Source organism: Glycomyces sp. NPDC050141, from assembly GCF_055586545.1.
In genome coordinates this window covers 162,723-180,214 of record NZ_JBVJHZ010000001.1, presented here as the reverse complement: position 1 = coordinate 180,214, position 17,492 = coordinate 162,723, and the positions used below count along the sequence as shown (strand labels likewise).

The following is a 17,492-nucleotide window of genomic DNA, read 5'->3' as shown; positions in this document are numbered from 1 at the left end:
CTGACGCGAACTGGTGCGCCGCTTCCGGTCTCGGACCGGCCGGTTTCGGTGACAGAAACGCGGAATGCGGGCGGATGCGTTCACCTTAACGCACCCGTCCCGCATTCCGACGAACGACTCTCAGCAGGTGGAACCGGGCCGGTGAACACCACTGCGGCGCACCGCCGACCGGCCCTTTAGTCCTGCAGGGTCACCGACTTCACGCCGCTCGCGCCGACCGACTCCTTGATGCGGCCCAGCAGCTCCGCAGGCACCGGCGCGTCGAGCGCCATCGCCATCACGGCCTCGCCGCCGGCGGCCTTGCGGGCCACCTGCATCGCGGCGATGTTGATGCCGAGGTCGCCGAGCGCGCCGCCGATGAGGCCGACGACGCCGGGGCGGTCGGTGTAGCGCAGGAACAGCAGCGAGCCGTCCAGGTCGATGTCGAGCTCGAACCCGTCGATCTCGGTCAGGCGCAGGCCGCCGTGCGGGCCGGGGCTGATCGTGCCCGAGACCGTGAGGCTCCGGCCGTCGACGAGCGCACCGCGCAGCGTCAGCAGCGTCTGGTACTCCGGCGACTCCTTCGAGGCGAAGAGGCCGACCTCGACACCGCGCTGGTCCGCCACGAGCGGCGCGTTCACGTACGTGACCGAGTCGGCCACGTCCACGAACAGGCCCTTGGTCGCCGCGAGCTGCAGCACCGTGACGTCGTGGTCGACGACGTCGCCGCGGACCTCCACCGTGAGCGACTGCACCGGCGCGCCGGTCAGGGCGTTGAACGTGCGGCCCAGGCGCTCGGCGAGCGGCAGCAGCGGGCGCACGTCCTCGTGGACGACACCCCCGGCCTGCACGTTCGCGGCGTCCGGTACGAACTCGCCCGAGAGGGCGAGACGGACGCTCTTGGCGACCGCGAGACCGGCGTTGTCCTGCGCCTCGCGGGTCGACGCGCCCAGGTGCGGGGCGGCGACCACGTTGTCGAGCGCGAACAGCGGCGAGTCCGTGCACGGCTCCTTGACGAACACGTCGAGACCGGCGGCGGCCACACGGCCGTCCTGCAGCGCGGCCGCGAGCGCCTCCTCGTCGATGAGCCCGCCGCGCGCGGCGTTGACGATCCGCACACCCGGCTTGACCTTGTTGAACGCGTCCTCGCCGAGGATGCCCACGGTCTCGGGGGTCTTCGGCAGGTGGATCGTGATGAAGTCCGAGGCCGCCAGCAGCGTGTCGAGGTCGACCAGCTTGACTCCGAGCTTCGCGGCAAGCGCGGGCTGCGCGTACGGGTCGTACGCGACGACATCCATGTCGAACGCCTGCATACGGGTCGTGACGAGCTGCCCGATCTTGCCGAAGCCGATCACGCCGAGGGTCTTGCCCTGGATCTCGACACCCGTGAACTTCTTGCGGTCCCAGCGGCCGGCGCGCAGCGAGGCGTCGGCACGGGCGATGTGGCGCGCGCTGGCGAGCAGCAGCGTGATGGCCTGCTCGGCGGCGGAGACGATGTTCGAGGTCGGCGCGTTGACGACCATGACGCCGCGCTCGGTGGCGGCGGGCAGGTCGACGTTGTCGAGGCCGACGCCCGCACGGGCGATGACCTTGAGCTTCGGCGCGTGCTCGAGAGCGGCGGCGTCGATGGTGGTGGCGGAGCGGACGATCACGGCATCGGCCTCGACCAGCGCGGCGTGGAGGGACTCCACGTTCGTACCGTCGATCTCCCGGACGTCGAAGTCGCCGGAGAGCACTTCGACCGCGGCGGGCGCGAGCTGGTCTGCAATGACCACGACGGGTTTCGGTTCGGTCATGGATACCTCGCAAAGGTAAGGAGAGACGGAGGACCGGGCGCGGCGCTGCGTCGTCGCGGCCAATCGTATGTCGAACGCGTTAACGACTCCTTACCGACCTGCCGCGTTCCGGATGATGGAACGCCAGGGCCCGGCCCGTGCGACACATCGCGACCATGAACGCGAGACCTCCTCGACTTCGCGAGCGCCCCCGTTTCGATGATGCCCGGCACCACCGACATGTCGTACCCTTGCGCCACACTGGAAATCGGGGGGCGCTATGGATGCCCGATTTGTGGGCAAGCGCCGCGAATGCGACCTCACTCGAAGTGGGCGTCCTCGTCGAGGAGTTCGGCCGCTTCGCTCTCCGCTTCTGCGAGGACCTGCTTCACCACCGGGATCGCCACGCCCGAGCCGTAGCCCTTGCGTGCGAGCATCCCGACGAGCTTGCGCAGCACGGCGTCATCGGGCTGGCCGGCGAGGGACCGGTAGCGGCGGCGGGCGAGCTCCAGCGCGGCCTCGCGTTCGTCGTCGTCGCTGACCTGCTCGACCGCGGCGTCCACGAAGTCGGGATCGACCCCTTTGCGGCGCAGCTCCCCCGCGAGGCTGCGCTTCGACAGGCCCCGGCTGCGGTGGCGCGACTCGACCCAGGCGCGGGCGAACACCGCGTCGTCGATGAGGCCGACCTCGGCGTACCGCTCCAGGATCTCGGTGACGATCTCCTCTTCGAAGCCCTTGCGGCGCATCGAGTCCCCGAGTTCGGTACGCGTGCGGGGCCGGCCCGACAGCAGGTTGAGACAGTACTGCCGGGCCGCCTCGGGGTCGTTCGGCTTAGAAGTCGACCGGAGGTTCTTCAATCTCGTCCTCGGCGGGTGCGTCAGCCGCGGCGGCGTCGACGCCGAGCTTCTCCTTGATCTTCTTCTCGATCTCCAGGGCGAGGTCCGGGTTCTCCTTGAGGTTCGTGCGGGCCTTCTCCTTGCCCTGGCCGAGCTGGTCGCCCTCGTACGTGTACCAGGCGCCCGACTTCTTCACGATGCCGTGCTCGACGCCCATGTCGATGAGCGAGCCCTCCTTGGACACGCCGTGCCCGTAGAGGATGTCGAACTCGGCCTGGCGGAACGGCGAGCCGACCTTGTTCTTGACGACCTTGACGCGGGTGCGGTTGCCGACGGCCTCGCCGCCGTCCTTCAGCGTCTCGATCCGGCGGATGTCCAGGCGCACCGAGGCGTAGAACTTGAGCGCTTTACCGCCGGCGGTGGTCTCGGGCGAGCCGAACATGACGCCGATCTTCTCGCGCAGCTGGTTGATGAAGATCATCGTGGTGCCCGTGGTGTTCAGGCCGCCGGTGATCTTGCGCAGGGCCTGGCTCATGAGCCGGGCCTGGAGGCCCACGTGCGAGTCGCCCATCTCGCCCTCGATCTCGGCGCGCGGCACGAGCGCGGCCACCGAGTCGATGACGATGAGGTCGACCGCGCCGGAGCGGACCAGCATGTCGGCGATCTCCAGGGCCTGCTCGCCGGTGTCCGGTTGGCTGACGAGGAGGTCGTCGACGTTGACGCCGAGCTTCTCGGCGTAGATCGGGTCGAGCGCGTGCTCGGCGTCGATCATCGCCGCGACCCCGCCCTCGGCCTGCACGTTCGCCATGGCGTGCAGGGCGATCGTGGTCTTACCGCTGGACTCGGGACCGTAGATCTCGATGATGCGGCCCTGCGGCAGGCCGCCGACGCCGAGCGCGACGTCGAGCGCGATCGAGCCGGTCGAGATGACCTTGACGTTCTGCTTGGGCTTCTCGCCCAGCCGCATGACCGAGCCTTTACCGAACTGCTTGTCAATTTGGGCCAAGGCGAGATCGAGCGCCTTGGACTTGTCCTGAGCGGAGTTCATTCCGCCTCCCCTGGTTCCTGTCTGCTTAGCCATACGAACACGGTAGTCGCCCCCACCGACAACCTAGGACAACGGCTTGTTCGAACAGGGCACATCTCGCAGAGATGAAGAAGGCTCGAGCTCGCAGGGCTAGGAGAACTCGGAACCGGCGTCAGCGCACGAGGCGGGACGGAATCCGCTCCGGCCAGGCGCGGCACACGGCCATCCACACGGCTTTGGCGTTCTCGCCGTCGGCGAGCGCCTGGTCGATGGTGCGGCCGCCGAGCTGGCCGATCGTGTTGTCGGAGGCGACCGACCGGGCGTACGCGGCGCCGAAGGTCTCGTTCATCCGGTCCCAGAAATCGCTCAGCTTCATGCGCCGCTCCCCCGCTCCCCGCACCGACCGGTGCGCCGTGCCTGCCGTTCCACCCAGACAACGGTAGGCGACTCAGTGGGCCGGGGCCAAGCCCAGGTGGCAAGATTGCCGGGTGCCTCGCGTCAGCCAAGAACACCTCGACTCCCGCCGTCAGCAGATCCTCGACGGCGCCCGCTCGTGCTTCGCCAAGTTCGGGTACGAGGGAGCGACGGTGCGGCGGCTCGAGGAGGCGACGGGGCTCTCGCGCGGCGCGATCTTCCACCACTTCCGGGACAAGGACGCGCTGTTCCTGGCCGTGGCGTCGGTGGACGCGGCGGAGATGGCGGCGACCGTGGCCGAGCGGGGCCTGGTGGGCGTGATGCAGGACCTGACGACGGGCGCCGACAAGCCCGAGACCGCGGGCTGGCTCGGGACGCAGCTGGAAGTGGCGCGGCGGCTGCGCACGGACCCGGTGTTCGCCGAGGCCTGGGGGCAGCGGCGCGAGGCGATCGCGGAGGCGAGCCGGGAGCGGCTGGAGCACCAGCGCGAGATCGGGGTGCTGCGCACTGACGTCGACATCGAGGTCCTGGCCGGGTTCCTGCACCTGATGTACGACGGCCTGGTGCGGTATCTCGCGACGGGCCGCGACGACCTCGACATCACGCGGATCTTGAAGCTCGTGGAAGAGGCCGTGCGCCGCCACTGAGCGCACGGGCCCTTTCGGGCCGACTTGGACGACGACCGGAAAGGCGGGCATTGTGCCCGCCTTTCCGGCGTTTGTCACTGCGTCATTACAACGCAAATCACGCACAGTATTCCTAGGTAACGGTTATTTACACACACCATCACGGGTTGGTAGACTTCCCCTTTAGTTGAATCCTCAACCAATCCCCTTTGGGAGGAAATATATGGTCTCCAGACTCCAACCGATCGGCCTCCTCATCGGACGCGTCGTCCTCGGCGTCGTGTTCATCGCGCACGGCTGGCAGAAGTTCAACGAGAACGGCATGGAAGCGACCGCGCAGGGCTTCGAGGGCATGGGCATCCCGGCACCCACGCTGTCGGCCTACTTCACGGTGGGCGCCGAGCTCATCGGCGGCGTGCTGCTTATCTTGGGAGCGCTCCTACCTCTGGTGGGGCTCGCGCTCGCGGCCGTCATGCTCGGCGCGATGTTCTACGTGCACCTCGAAGGCGGCTTCTACTCCATGAACGGCGGGTACGAGTACGTGCTCATGCTCGCCGCCGCCTCCATCGCCATCGGCTTCTCCGGCGGCGGGGCCCTCGCCGTCGACTCGCTGTGGCTCAACAACGTGGGCGACAAGAAGAAAGACGAAGAGCCGGCACGGGCCGAAAGCATGGCTTAGCCTGCGCCCCAACTGAACACGGAGCCTCCGAGCATCGCCCGCTCGGAGGCTCCGCGCGTTCAGGCAAGGAACCGCCGCACGCGGCCCCGGATGCCCGCCGCGTCGAGTCCGTGCAGGCGCTCGTGCTCGGCCGCCGTGCCGTAGCGGCGCAGCTCCTCGCGGCCAACCCCGATCGACAGGAGCCGGTGCGGCCGGTCTTCGAAGGCCTTCGCGACCAGCCAGGCCGACGTGCCTTCCAGGTACGGCTCGACCATGACGACCGCGCCGCCGGTGTCGGCCGCCAGCTCCCGCAGGCCCACGGTGTCGAGCGGGCGCGGCGTGTTCGTGTACGCCACGGTCACGTCGAGATCATTCACCGCCTCCAGCACGTTGTCGAGCAGCGGGCCGACCACGACCACGGTGGCACGCTTGCCTTCGCGCAGCACCAGCAGCTCGCCGTCCGGGACGGCGTGCGGGTTCTCGTTGTGGCGCAATGAAAGACGCATGTAGACGCCGTCGTCGGCGGCCACCGCGCGGTCGAGCAGCGGCGCGACCTCGGCGGCGTGGCCGGGCACGAACACCTGCCAGCCCGGCAGCGTGTCGAACAGCGCCACGTCGCGCGGGCTGAAATGCGTGAAGCTGCCCTCCGCCCAGTCGTACGAAGCACCCACGCTCACCAGGACGCCGCTCGTGCCCTGGTGCTCGAAGTCGAGCTTCACCTGCTCGAACGCCCGCTCCACCAGGAACGGCGCGTACGTGTGCGCGACCGGCCGCAGCCCGGCCAGCGCCAGTCCCCCGGCGGTGCCGACGAGGAGCTGTTCGCGGATGCCCACGTTGATCACGCGGTCCGGGTGGGCCTTCATGGCGTCGGTGAACATCTCGGTCGAGATGTCGGCGAGGACCACGGCGAGGCGCGGGTCGGCGTCGACGAGGTCGTTGAGGTGCGCGGCCCAGGCGTCGCGCATGGTCGTGGGCTGCAGGTCGTCGGTGAGCGGGTCGGCTCGGAACACCATCGGAGTCTCCTAGGGGCGGTAGGCGGCCACGGTGACGTGCGGCCGGTCGGGGTGGGCGGTGGTGAAGGAGCGGTACAGGGCCTCGTGGTCGCCCGCGTCCACAGTGGCGGCGCTCCAGCCGTTCACCTCGAAGCGGGAGGCGATGCCGCCGGGCCAGCCGTGCGAGGCGGAGCCGTTGTCGAGGACGACCGCGTTCAGGTTCGCGAGGCCGACGGCCCCGGCGTAGGCGATCGCCTCGTGGTTGGAGCCCTCGTCGAGCTCGGCGTCGCCGAGGAGGACGAACACGCGCGAGTCGGGGAAGCCGTTGGCGCGCAGGCCGTGTGCGGTGCCGACGCCGAGCGGCAGGCCGTGGCCGAGCGACCCGGAGGAGATCTCCGCGCCCGGTACGAGCGTGGCGTCGGGGTGGGAGCCGAGCGGCGATGCGAGGGCCGCGACGTCGTCGAGCCAGTCGGCCGGGAAGAAGCCCTTGGCGGCGAGGACCGCGTAGTAGGCGCTGGGGCCGTGGCCCTTCGACAGCAGGAACCGGTCGCGGGCCGGGTCGTCGGGGCGCTGCGGGTCGACGTTCAGGACGCGGTCGTAGAGGACCCAGATCGCATCGAGCGTGTAGGTCTTGACGACGGGATACCGCACATCGGTCACGGTGCGCTTGGCGAGCTCCCGGACCTGTTCCAAGGTGACGTTCACGCGAGAGATCATGTAACTTCAAGTCGACTTGAAGTAAAGACCGAAGTGAGCAGGGCCACATGACTTCGCATGATCCGGCGACGATGCTGACCATCGGCGACTTCGCCGCGCGCGCAGGCGTCGCGACCTCGGCGCTGCGCTACTACGAGACGCTCGGCCTCATCCACTCCGTGCGCACCGGCGGCAACCAGCGCCGCTACCGGCGCGCCGAGCTGCGCCGCGTCGCGTTCATCCGGGCCGCGAGGTCGATCGGCCTGTCGCTCGACGAGATCAAGGCGTCGCTCGACCGGCTGCCGGACGGGCGCATCCCCGACCGGGCCGACTGGCAGCGGCTCTCATCGGACTGGAGCCGCCGGATCGAGGAGCGGATCGCGCACCTGCGGAACCTCCAGGAGGAACTCGACGGGTGCATCGGCTGCGGCTGCCTCTCGATCAGCCGGTGCGCGATCTACAACCTGGCCGACAAGCTCGCCGAGGAAGGCGAAGGGCCGCGGCTCGGTTTCAGGGCCGGGTGAACGCGCTCAGCATTCGGCTAGGCCCCCGAGGGAGTTGAGGTCGTCGGGGTCGATCACGAGCCACACGAACGGCAGGTAGCCGCGGCCCTCACCGAGCTCGATTTCGACCATGACGCCGGAGGCGTCCTTGCCGGGGTGGTAGTCCCAGTAGCCCTGCTCCTCGGTGCCGCGCGGGTCGATGGTCTCGGCGGTCGCGTAGCAGGAGAGCTGGAACTGCTGCCCGACGTCGGCGTAGTCGATAGCCGCCGAATCGCCCGGGGTGCCGCGGATGCCGGGCCTGCCGCCCTGGTTCTGGCAGTAGATGCGCGTCTGCGGGCAGTCCCAGAAGGCGGTCCCGGTGACCGTGGTGGTGTCGTCGGCGCCGGTCAGCGGTTCGGTGTCCGTCTCGGGGCTGTAGATCGTGAAGGAGTAGTCGTCCGAGGCGTTGAGGCCTTCGACGGTGAACTCGGCGCAGGAGACGTCTTCGAGCACGCCCTGGTCGCTGGTCCCGGTGTACTCGACCCGGCAGCCGGTCGCGGCCGGGTCGGCGTCGGTGGTCACGGTGATCGACGAGGGCGTGGAGTCGAACGCGAGGATCGCGCCCGGCCAGAACGGCGGTGTCGAATCGCTCTCGGCCGCATCGCTTTCGGACTCGGCGCGGGAGGTGTCGCTCGTGCCCGACGGGTCCTCGCCGCCGGTCCCGTCGCCGCCGCCGAGGTTGAGGAGTTCGGTGAGGAGCACGCCTAGGACGAGGGCTGCGACCAGGCCGATCACGAACAGGGTGAATGGCCGCGGAGACCGCCGGGCGGGTTTGGGAGCGGTGGGAGCCTGCGGCGGCAGGGCCTGGCCGGGGCCAGGGACGGCAGGCGCGGCCTGCGTCGGGGTGTAGGCCGATGCGGCGGCCGCGACCTGGGCCGGGGCGTAGGTCGGCGTTGCCCCGGCCGCCGGGGTGTGCGGCGGTGACAGGAGCGGCGCCGCGGCCGGGGTGAACGGCGCGGTTGGCGGCGCCGCGACCGGGTTCGGAGGCGTCGGCGCAGAGGGGGCCGAGACCGCGCCTTCGCTGACGACGAGTTCAGGTTGCTCAATGAGAGTCGGGGCGACGCCGAGCTCCTGGTGGATCATCGTGGCGGCCAACGGCATCCGGCTCGCACCGCCGACCATGAACACGCCCGCGACCTGGTCGGGCGCGAGCCCGGCCTCGCGGATCACGGCCCGGGTGATCTCCACGGCCTGGGCGAGCAGGGGGCGGGCCAGGAGCTCGAGTTCGGCGCGGGTGAGGAGTTCCTCGACGGCGAAGCCGGGTACCGCGACCTCGGTGCTCGTGTGGCGCGAGAGGCGCTCTTTCGCTTCGCGCACTTCGTCGTAGAGCGTGAAGCGCTGGCGGAGCCGCTCGGCCCCGGCGTCGGGGTCGAGGAGCGCGGCCCACTGCTCGGCGCGTTCCTCGGACCCGGCGAAGCGGCCGCCGAGGTACTCGACGAGGGCCTGGTCGAGGTAGTGGCCGCCGATGCGGTCGGAGCCGTCGACGGCGAGCACGTCGAACCCGGTCTCGGTGCGGGACACGGCACTCGCGTCGAAGGTGCCCGCGCCGAGGTCGAAGACGACGAGGGTGCTGCCGGGCGCGAGCTCGTGGCCGAGGACCTCCGCGAAGTAGCGGGCGGCGGCGACGGGCTCGGGCAGGAGGACGGGGTTCACGGCCCCGGCGCTGACGGCGGCGTCGCCGACGACGTGGCGGCGGGCCGGGCCCCACCCGGCGGGGACGGTCACGGTCACGGACCGGGGCACGCCGGCCGCGGAGCCGCAGTCGGCGATCACCCGGCGCAGGACCGCCGCGACGGCCTCGCGGACGTGGATCTCCTTGTCGCCCAGGAGGATTGTGGAGGCGTCGAGGCGCAGTTTCGGGTTGCGCTCGTAGCGCTCAGGATGGCGGCGGCCTTCGCGGGCGGCGTCGCGTCCCACGAGGATTGATGACTCGTAGTCGAGGTATATCCCTGACGGCAGGAGCGGCGTGCCCTCGAAGAGCAGCTGGTGGCGGCGGCCGTCGGCGCGCAGGACGGTCGCGACCGTGTGGTGGGTGCCGAAGTCGATGCCGAGCGCGGCAGCCGTGCGGGGGGCGGAGTCCAATGCCGTGCTTTCTGGTGGGGCGGACCGGGACCGCCCCAGATTACTCGGAGGAGGCGACGGGCGGATCGGACGCTTTCGGCGGCAAGGCGATCGTGCCGCGGACGGGAGGCGGGGCCGTCGCGCGGCGGCGGGGTGCTGCCGCGCCGGACGACACTAGGGCGTGCCCCTTCCCACCCGCATCCACCTCCGACCACCGGTGTAAATACGACGACTCTCCCACACGGGTCCGACATTCCCCGGATATGCGAAGCGGCCCTGGGGATTTCCCCAGGGCCGCTTCATCAGTCAGTGCCGGTTGGCGCTGCGGTGCTTACCAGCGGTCGCGGCGTTCGCGGTCGCCTCGGAAGCCGCCGCGCTCGCCGCGGTCGTCGCCGCGGAAACCACCGCGGTTGCCACGGTCGTCGCTGCGGAAGCCGCCGCCGCCGCTGCGGTTGTCGCGGTCGCCGTAGCTGCGACGCTCGCCGCCGCCGCTGTAACCCCCGCTGCGGCTCTCGCCGCCACGGAAGCCGCCACCGCGGTTGTCGCGGTCGCCGTACGAACGACGCTCGCCGCCGCCGTAGCCGCCGCCCCGGTTGTCGCGGTCGCCGTAGCCGCCACGGCTTCCGCCGTCACGGTTGCCCTGGTAGCCGCCTTCACGGTTCCCCTGGTAGCCGCCGCCGGAGTTGCCGCCGCGGTACCCACCGCGGTCGCCGCCCTCGCGGTTGCCCCGGTAGCCGCCACCGCTGCCGCCTTCACGGTTCCCTCGGTAGCCGCCGCGGTCGCCGCCCTCGCGGTTGCCGCGGTAACCACCGCGGTCGCCGCCCTGGCCGCGGTAGCCGCCACCGCCGCGACGCTCGCCGCCACCGCGGTCGTCGCGCTCGCGGCGCGGGCCGCGGTCGTCACGGCGCTTGGACGGGCCTTCGATGATCTCGCGCTCGGCCTGCTCGCGCAGACGGGTCGCCTCGGCGCGCAGGCCCTCGGCGTCCTCCTTCATCCGCTCGATCTGGCGCTCGAGGCGCTTGACCTCTTCGTCGCTGCGGTTCGCCTGGTGCTCGGCCGACACCGCACGCAGGTCGGTGAAGTTCCGGGCGCCCATGAGCTTGGTGAGCTCTTCGTCGAAGTTGTCGTTCACGTAGTGGCGCGTGGCCTCGACACCGGCGCGCTCGATGAGGCTGAACATGCTGCGGTTCTGGTGCGGCAGCACCAGGGTCGCCACATGCCCGGACTGCCCGGCGCGCGCGGTGCGGCCGGCGCGGTGCAGGTAGTCCTTGTGGGTCTTCGGCGGGTCGACGTGGAGGACCATGTCGACGCCGTCCACGTGGATGCCGCGGGCCGCGACGTCCGTGCAGACCAGCGCGTCCAGGCGGCCGTTCTTGAAGCGGTCCAGGACCTTCGAGCGGTCCTGCTGCGACATGCCGCCGTGCAGGCCCTCGGCGTTGACGCCGGCCTCGCGCAGCTCCTCGGCGATGCGGTCGACGGCGAGCTGCGTGCGCACGAACACCATCGTCAGGCCCGGACGGGACGCGACGGCGGCGGTCATCGTGGCCTTGTCGCGCGGGCCGATGAGCATCAGGTGGTGGGTCATGGTGGTGACCGAACCGGCCGGCGGGTCGACCGAGTGGACGACGGGCTCGGACAGGTACTTGCGGACGAGGACGTCGATCTCCTCTTCCAGCGTGGCCGAGAACAGCATGCGCTGGCCGCCGGTGGGGAGCTGGTCGAACAGCTCCTCGACCTCGGGCAGGAAACCCATGTCGGCCATCTGGTCGGCCTCGTCGAGGATCGCCAGCTCGATGTCCTCGAGCGAGCACTCGCCGCGGCGGATCAGGTCGCGCAGGCGGCCCGGGGTGGCGACGAGCATGTCGACCCCGCCGCGCAGCGCGTCGATCTGGCGGTTGAACGCGGTGCCGCCGCAGACGACCTTCATGTCGATGCCGACGGCGTCGCCGAAGGTCTGCAGCGACTCGGCGACCTGGATGGCCAGTTCGCGGGTCGGGGTCAGGATGATCGCGCGGGGGCGCTTGGCCTTGGTGCGGCCGCCCGCGGCGAGGCGCGCGAGGGTCGGCAGGCCGAAGGCGAGGGTCTTGCCCGAGCCGGTCTGGCCGCGGCCGAGGATGTCGCGCCCGGCGATGGCGTCCGGGATCGTCGCGGCCTGGATCGGGAAGGGCGTGATGATGCCCTGCTCGGCCAGCGCGGCGGTGATCTTCTCGGGGAGGCCGAGCTCGTCGAAGGACGGGCCGGTATAGGCCGGGACCTCGTCGGTCTCGACGGTGAACTCCTCGGCGGATTCCGCTTCGGCCGCAACGGCTTCGACGGTCTCGGCCGGGGCGGCCTCGGTGGTTTCCGCGACGGCTTCGGCAGCGGTGTCGTTGGTGCTGTCGTCCGCGGCGGGGGCCTCGGTCACGGCAGCGGCCTCGACGGCCGGAGCTTCGGTGGTTTCGGGGGTTTCAGGAGTTTCGAGTGCAGTGTCGGATTCACTGACGGCAGCATCCGGCACAGTTTGGTCAAGGGTCATGGTTCGCCTTCCGCGAGAACGACTTCGTAAGTGACGCACGTTCCGCGGAGATTTGGTTCACCATGAGCCGACGGTGATGGGGCGGGACGCGCCTGATCGGGCCACTAAGAGGGCCAGCTAAGAACAATAGCCGACCGTGGAGGAGGCTCGCCACCTCTACGGTCGGCTTGTGCCTAGAGACACCATTTCGAAGCCGTGTCGCTTTCAGTTCCGGCCCCGCGGGGACTAGGCGTTCGCTTGCACGCGCTAGGCCTCGAACTTGCGCTGGAACTCGCCTCCGGCGTCGACGATCTCGTACCCGAGGGTGACGTTGATGTCGATCATGGGGGCGTTGACGTCGGCGTTGTCCGTCCAGATGGCACGGATGTGCGGGAAGTTCCGACGCACCAGCCGCAGGTTCACGATCTTCAGGAGCAGGCCGAGGCGGTGGCCGCGGTGGTTCTTGTCGACGATCGTGATGCCCTGGTAGGCGTCCGGGAAGACGCCGTCGTCGTGGATGAACACGCACGTGTTGGCGACGACCTCGCCGCTGGCGCGGTCGCGGGCGACGGTCTGGACCGCCTTCATGCCCATGGCCTCGTTGCGGTCGGCCTTGGCGTTCTTCAGTTCGGCGTCGACGGTCTCGGGTTCGAGTTCGAGGTCGCCGAGCGGGACTTCGGCCATGATCGTGGAGTCGATGCGGGCCATGGTCTCGACGAGTTCTTCGGGGGTGCGCCCGATCCAGGAGATGATCTCGTAGTCGTCCCCGGCGGCGGCCTGGGCCTTCTCCAGGAGGGCCTGCTCGGTGGCCTCGTCGAGGGCGTCGACGTAGCAGCGGCGGTTGATCCAGGTGAGGGCGAGCTTGAAGCCGTGCTTCTCGTTGAACAGCCGCCCGGCCTTGGAGCGTTCGTGGCCGCCTTCCCAGCTCATATGGGTGTCGAGGGTGAGTTCGGTGCGGCCGCGCTCGCGCGCGTACGCGATGAAGTGGTCGGCGAGGGCCGAGCCGATGCCGTTCCGGCGGTGGTCGGGGTGGACGTTGATCCAGGCCCAGGCGAAGTGGCGGTTGGCGCGGTTGGGCATGCCGATGCCGAGGATGCCGACGACCTTGCCGTCCTCGATGGCCGCGAAGTAGGCCAGGTCCTCGTCCGGCGGCGGGTAGCTGAGCCCGGCGATGAAGTTGGCCCGGTGCGGGGCGGGGTTCTCGGGGTGGTCGGCCGCGTGGGTCGCGGTCATGACGTCGAAGAAACCGGAGACGAGGTCGCCGTCCGCGGGGTCGAGTTCGATGATTTCCATGACGTCAGTGTGGACATCGGCGGTGACCTGCGGCAACCGAATTACCGATTCGGTGTGCGGGCGGACCCTCGGTTGCGGCGGGCCCGCCCGCGGCGGTCAGTCGCCGAGTTTGCGCTTGTAGGAGACGCGGGCGTCGACGGGACGGAAGCCGAGCTGGTCGTTGATGGCGACCATGTTGGCGTTGGTGTCGGCGTTGCCGGTCCAGACGGTGTGGACGTGGCCCTGGTGCTCGCGGAGCTGGCGGAGGTTCGCGAGTTTGGCGAGCAGGCCGAGGCGGTGGCCGCGGTGGGCGGGGTCGACGATGGTGATGGCCTGCTGGGCGTGGTCCTGGCCCTCGTGGGCGTAGATGAGGGTGTTGGCGGTGACCTCGCCGGTGGCCTTGTGGACGGCGATGGTGCGGATGATGATGTGGCCCTGGGCTTCGGCGCGTTCCTCGCGGGTGCGCACGAACTCGGCGTCGATGGTGCGGGGGCGCAGGTCGACGTCACCGAGGGGGATCTCGGCGAAGATCTGGGAGTCGATGCGGCCGAGGCCTTCGACGTACTGCTCGGGGCAGCGGCCGGTCCAGGAGACGAGTTCGTAGTCGCTTGCGGCGCCTATCGATTCGTCCCAGAGGCGCGCTTCGGCGGCCGGGTCGAGGGTGTCGGTGCGGAGGCTGCGCTCGATCTCGGTGAGCGCGGCGGTGAAGCCGCGTTTCTCGAGGAACCGCGCGCCGTCGTCGGGGCGGGCGGGGCCGTCTGCGACGGCGGCGCGGGCGAGGACGATGAGTTCGCTGCGTTCCTCCTCCCTGGCGACCTGGAGGAGGTGGTCGAGGAGGGCGGTGCCGATGCCCTGGCGGCGGTGCTCGGGGTGGACGGCCAGCTCGGTCTCGCTGTAGTGCGTGTTCTCTTTGAGCGGCAGGTAGATCAAGAGCAGGCCGAGGACGCGGCCGTCCTGTTCGGCGGTGTAGCAGCGGATCTCGGAGTTCGGCGGCGGGTGTTGGAGCGCTCCGGCGTAGCGCTCGGCGGGGACGGGCGCGTTCTCGGGGGTCTCGGCGGCGCGCACGGCCTCGAAGACCTCGTGGACCTGGCGCAGGGCGTCCGTGTCTTCGGGGTGGACGCGGCGGATTTCTAGGGTCATGCGGCCCCCAGCTTCAGCTGGTACTCGGCGTTGGCGTCGACCGTGGCGTAGTTGAGGAGCTCGTTGATGGCGATCATGGGCGCGTTGACGTCGGCGTTGTCGGTCCAGATGTACTCGACGTGCGGGAAGTGCTCGCGGATCTGGCGGAGGTTCGCGAGTTTGAGGAGCAGGCCGAGGCGGTGGCCGCGGTGGGCCGGGTCGACGATGGTGATGGCCTGGTGGGCGTCGCGGTAGTCGCCTTCGTCGACGGCGACCTCGGTCCAGGCGACGATCTCGCCTTCGGCGTCGAGGGCGACGGCGTGGGCGGTGGTACGGCCTTCGGCGGCGTAGACGGCCTCGCGGGCGCGGAGCTTCTCGGGGGTCATGTGCTCGATCTCCATCTCGATCTCGCCCAGGGGGATCTCGTTGATGATCGTGGTCTCCATGCGGCACATGGTGTCGAGGAGGTCATCGGGGACGGGCCCGATCCACTGGCGCACTTCGTAGGCGTCTCCGGCGGCGGCGAGGGCCTTCGCGTACTGCTCGGCTTCCTTCTCGGGGCCGAGCGGGTCGACGGGGCTGCGGCGGTTGACGGTGGTCAGGGCCTTGGCGTAGCCGCGGTCTTCGAGGAGCTTCGCGAACTCGCCGTCGCGTTCGGGGCCTTCTGCCCAGTAGACGGGGGCGCCGGTGAGGACGGTGGTGCGGCCGTGTTCGGCGCTGACGCGTTCGGCCTGGTCGAGGAGGGCGCTGCCGACGCCGCGGCCGCGGTGGCCGGGGTGGACGGCGCCGAAGCGGAGCATCGCGAGCTCGCGGTTCTCGTCGGTGAAGAAGGTGACGCGGGCGTGGCCGAGGAGCTTGCCGTCTTCGACGCAGGCGTACCAGCGGTTCTCGCGGCCGGGGAAGGCGTGGGTGAAGAGGGCCGTGAAGAAGCGTTCGACGGGGGCGGGGTTCTCGGGGGTGTCGGCGCGGTGCGCGGCGGTGAGGACGGCGAACGCCTGGTCGACCAGTTCGGTGTCGGCGGCGCTGAATTCGATGATTTTCACTGGGACAGTGTGCCGCGCGATGGCGGACGGTCTCAATCGCATATCGGTGGATGCCCGGCTCCTGTCCGTTCGGACAGGTGTGGCTGACCGTTCGTAGGATGCGCGGCGGTGCCCGTTTGCTCGTCTTAGCGGGTATCCACACCGCATCGTCACGATAGAAACGGAACCGACCGTGAGCGGATCGACTGTCCACCCAGGGGCACCGCCCGGGCCCCCGCCCCGATCGCCGCAGAGCGAGTTCGAGGACTTCGTCCGGGCCAGGTCCGGGGCGCTGTACGCCTCGGCGTTCCTGCTCACGGGCGACCGGGGGCTCGCCGAGGACCTGGTGCAGGACGCCCTGGCGCGCACGTGGCGGTCGTGGAAGCGGCTGCACCGCACCGCGAACGCCGAGGCCTACACCCGGCGCACCATGTACCACCTGCACGTGAGCCTGTGGCGGCGAAAGAAGGTCGCCGAGATCGCGACCGAGGCGCTCCCCGAGCGCCCTGACGACGAGCCGGACACGGCGCTGCGGATCGCAGTCCACGCGGCGCTGCTGTCGCTCCCGGCGACGCAGCGCGCCGCGATCGTGCTGCGGTACTTCGAGGACCACACCGAGGCTTCGGCAGCGGCGATCCTCGACTGCCCGGTCCCCACCCTGCGGGCCCGCGTGCAGCGGGGCCTGCGGCGGCTGCGGACCGGATTCCCCGAGCTGGTCCTCGGCGGCGACCCCGGGACGCACCTGGCGCGCTGGGAGACCGAGTTCGCGAACGTGAGAGGAGAGGCCAATGCCTGACTCGATTCGCGAAGTGCTGCAAGGCATCGCAGACGGCGAACCGCCGTCGCGCGACCTGGCCGCCGGAGCGTACCGGCGGGCGCGGTCGATCGCGCGGCGCCGACTGGCGACGATCGCGGTCACGGTGATCGCGGGGCTGGCCATGGCGGGCGGGGCGACGGCCGCGATCGTCGACCGCGACCGGGTCGAGGAACCGCCCCCGGCGGACGACCCCACCGCAATGGTGACCGATCCGGAGACGCCCCTGGAGGAGGACGCGACGCCCACCGGCACGGGCCCGTGCCAGCTGTCCTGGTCCGGTTGGGGGCCTTCGGATTCGATGATCGACCTCGACGGGCTGCCCGACGGACTCGTGTTCGAGGTGCACCAGGACGCCGCCGAATCCCTGCCGACCTTCGTCCGGTTCGAAGGCCAGGAGCCGGTGCCGGTGCTGCAGAACGACGGCGAGTACCACATGGCGCCCGACGGGAGCCGCTTCGTCGTCGGGAGCGCCGACGAGTGCACCGGGACGATCGCGACTCTCACCGGCGACAAGACCGACGGGATCGCGGCGTTCACCGTGCAGTGCAAGCCGTCCTGGTCCCCCGACTCGGACAGGGTGGTGCTCAACCAGGCCGATGCCGAGAGCACCGGGGCCTACGTGCTCGACCTGTCGACCGGCGAGGCCTCGCCGGCCCTGCCCGAGGAGATCGGCTGCTCGCCGCGCTGGTCGGCGGACGGCCAGTACCTGGTCAGCTCGGACGGCTCGGTCGCGATGCGCCCTGACGGGAGCGACCGGACGGAGCTGGCGGGAGCCGGCGTGTGGAACGCGGACGAGGAGTTCACGGGCCTGTCGTCGGTCTCGGCCGACCTGAGCCGGGCGTGCCTGCAGTTCGACGACGCCGAGACGGCGCAGGCCGGGCACACGCAGGCGAACCGCTGCGACCGGTACGTGGACACGGCCACCGGCGAAGAGCTGGAACTGCCCGTGGAGGCGGAGCGCCCGAACGTGGTGTTCCTGGCCGACGGTTCGATGATCGTGTGCGACGACCGGTACGGCCAGATCGTGCTCACCTTGACCGACCCGGACGGGGCCGTGGCGGACACGCTCCAGCTCCCCGGCCAGAGCGCGGGCGGGACGATCCTGCGGGGCTACTACACCGGCTGACCCCGGCATGGAAGAAGCCGCTGTCCTTCGCAATGG

The 17,492-nt window shown here is 70.4% G+C and carries 16 protein-coding genes; 5 read left to right on the top strand and 11 right to left on the bottom strand.

Annotated features, from left to right (window positions below):
* Positions 1 to 176: 176 nt before the first annotated feature.
* The 4 genes from serA to ACZ60M_RS00770 form a co-directional block, all read right to left on the bottom strand.
* On the bottom strand, positions 177 to 1,775 hold the full coding sequence (serA, locus tag ACZ60M_RS00785; RefSeq protein WP_465413300.1) for a phosphoglycerate dehydrogenase: 1,599 nt from the start codon (positions 1,773 to 1,775) through the stop codon (positions 177 to 179).
* 299 nt (positions 1,776 to 2,074) lie between these two features.
* On the bottom strand, positions 2,075 to 2,611 hold the full coding sequence (locus ACZ60M_RS00780) for a regulatory protein RecX (RefSeq protein ID WP_465413298.1): 537 nt from the start codon (positions 2,609 to 2,611) through the stop codon (positions 2,075 to 2,077).
* Positions 2,586 to 3,638: a recombinase RecA gene (gene recA, locus ACZ60M_RS00775; RefSeq protein ID WP_465413296.1), complete on the bottom strand. Its 1,053-nt coding sequence runs from the start codon at positions 3,636 to 3,638 to the stop codon at positions 2,586 to 2,588. Before recA ends, ACZ60M_RS00780 begins: the two co-directional genes overlap by 26 nt.
* Before the next feature lie 151 nt (positions 3,639 to 3,789).
* Entirely contained in the window at positions 3,790 to 3,993 is a 204-nt protein-coding gene (locus ACZ60M_RS00770) for a DUF3046 domain-containing protein (RefSeq protein WP_465413294.1), read from the bottom strand.
* Between the two features lie 112 nt (positions 3,994 to 4,105).
* Between ACZ60M_RS00770 and ACZ60M_RS00765 the strand changes: the two genes are divergently transcribed.
* Both ACZ60M_RS00765 and ACZ60M_RS00760 read left to right on the top strand, forming a co-directional pair.
* Positions 4,106 to 4,678, top strand: a complete 573-nt coding sequence (locus ACZ60M_RS00765; protein ID WP_465413293.1) for a TetR/AcrR family transcriptional regulator — start codon at positions 4,106 to 4,108, stop codon at positions 4,676 to 4,678.
* Positions 4,679 to 4,880: 202 nt separating this feature from the next.
* The gene (locus ACZ60M_RS00760) at positions 4,881 to 5,336 is read left to right on the top strand and encodes a DoxX family protein (RefSeq protein WP_465413291.1); all 456 of its coding nucleotides are present in this window, start codon (positions 4,881 to 4,883) and stop codon (positions 5,334 to 5,336) included.
* A 59-nt stretch (positions 5,337 to 5,395) separates the two neighbouring features.
* Here the strand turns inward: ACZ60M_RS00760 and ACZ60M_RS00755 are convergent, their stop codons facing one another.
* Entirely contained in the window at positions 5,396 to 6,280 is an 885-nt protein-coding gene (locus ACZ60M_RS00755; RefSeq protein ID WP_465413485.1) for a transketolase family protein, read from the bottom strand.
* 57 nt (positions 6,281 to 6,337) lie between these two features.
* Positions 6,338 to 6,967 carry a transketolase gene (locus ACZ60M_RS00750; RefSeq protein ID WP_465413483.1) on the bottom strand — a complete coding sequence of 210 codons (630 nt, stop codon included), beginning with the start codon at positions 6,965 to 6,967 and terminating at the stop codon, positions 6,338 to 6,340.
* Between the two features lie 104 nt (positions 6,968 to 7,071).
* On the opposite strand from ACZ60M_RS00750, the gene soxR reads away from it, so the two are divergent.
* Positions 7,072 to 7,527, top strand: coding sequence for a redox-sensitive transcriptional activator SoxR (soxR, locus tag ACZ60M_RS00745; protein WP_465413290.1), 456 nt, complete (start codon positions 7,072 to 7,074; stop codon positions 7,525 to 7,527).
* Positions 7,528 to 7,533: 6 nt separating this feature from the next.
* Here soxR and ACZ60M_RS00740 read toward each other — a convergent pair whose 3' ends face one another.
* The 5 genes from ACZ60M_RS00740 to ACZ60M_RS00720 all read right to left on the bottom strand — a co-directional run bounded on the left by ACZ60M_RS00740 (position 7,534) and on the right by ACZ60M_RS00720 (position 15,534).
* Positions 7,534 to 9,627, bottom strand: a complete 2,094-nt coding sequence (locus ACZ60M_RS00740) for an Hsp70 family protein (protein WP_465413288.1) — start codon at positions 9,625 to 9,627, stop codon at positions 7,534 to 7,536.
* Between the two features lie 310 nt (positions 9,628 to 9,937).
* Positions 9,938 to 12,121: a DEAD/DEAH box helicase gene (locus tag ACZ60M_RS00735; RefSeq protein ID WP_465413286.1), complete on the bottom strand. Its 2,184-nt coding sequence runs from the start codon at positions 12,119 to 12,121 to the stop codon at positions 9,938 to 9,940.
* Between the two features lie 246 nt (positions 12,122 to 12,367).
* Positions 12,368 to 13,393 (bottom strand): GNAT family N-acetyltransferase, encoded by a 1,026-nt coding sequence (locus tag ACZ60M_RS00730; RefSeq protein ID WP_465413285.1) that lies wholly within the window; start codon positions 13,391 to 13,393, stop codon positions 12,368 to 12,370.
* A gap of 96 nt (positions 13,394 to 13,489) precedes the next feature.
* Positions 13,490 to 14,512: a GNAT family N-acetyltransferase gene (locus ACZ60M_RS00725; RefSeq protein WP_465413283.1), complete on the bottom strand. Its 1,023-nt coding sequence runs from the start codon at positions 14,510 to 14,512 to the stop codon at positions 13,490 to 13,492.
* A complete protein-coding gene (locus tag ACZ60M_RS00720; protein ID WP_465413281.1) occupies positions 14,509 to 15,534 on the bottom strand; it encodes a GNAT family N-acetyltransferase in 1,026 nt (341 codons plus the stop codon). The genes ACZ60M_RS00725 and ACZ60M_RS00720 overlap by 4 nt, the downstream gene beginning before the upstream one ends.
* Before the next feature lie 172 nt (positions 15,535 to 15,706).
* Between ACZ60M_RS00720 and ACZ60M_RS00715 the strand changes: the two genes are divergently transcribed.
* Both ACZ60M_RS00715 and ACZ60M_RS00710 read left to right on the top strand, forming a co-directional pair.
* Entirely contained in the window at positions 15,707 to 16,309 is a 603-nt protein-coding gene (locus ACZ60M_RS00715) for a SigE family RNA polymerase sigma factor (RefSeq protein WP_465413279.1), read from the top strand.
* Complete coding sequence (locus ACZ60M_RS00710; RefSeq protein ID WP_465413277.1) at positions 16,302 to 17,456, top strand: hypothetical protein; 1,155 nt, start codon at positions 16,302 to 16,304, stop codon at positions 17,454 to 17,456. The genes ACZ60M_RS00715 and ACZ60M_RS00710 overlap by 8 nt, the downstream gene beginning before the upstream one ends.
* The last annotated feature ends 36 nt before the right edge of the window (positions 17,457 to 17,492 follow it).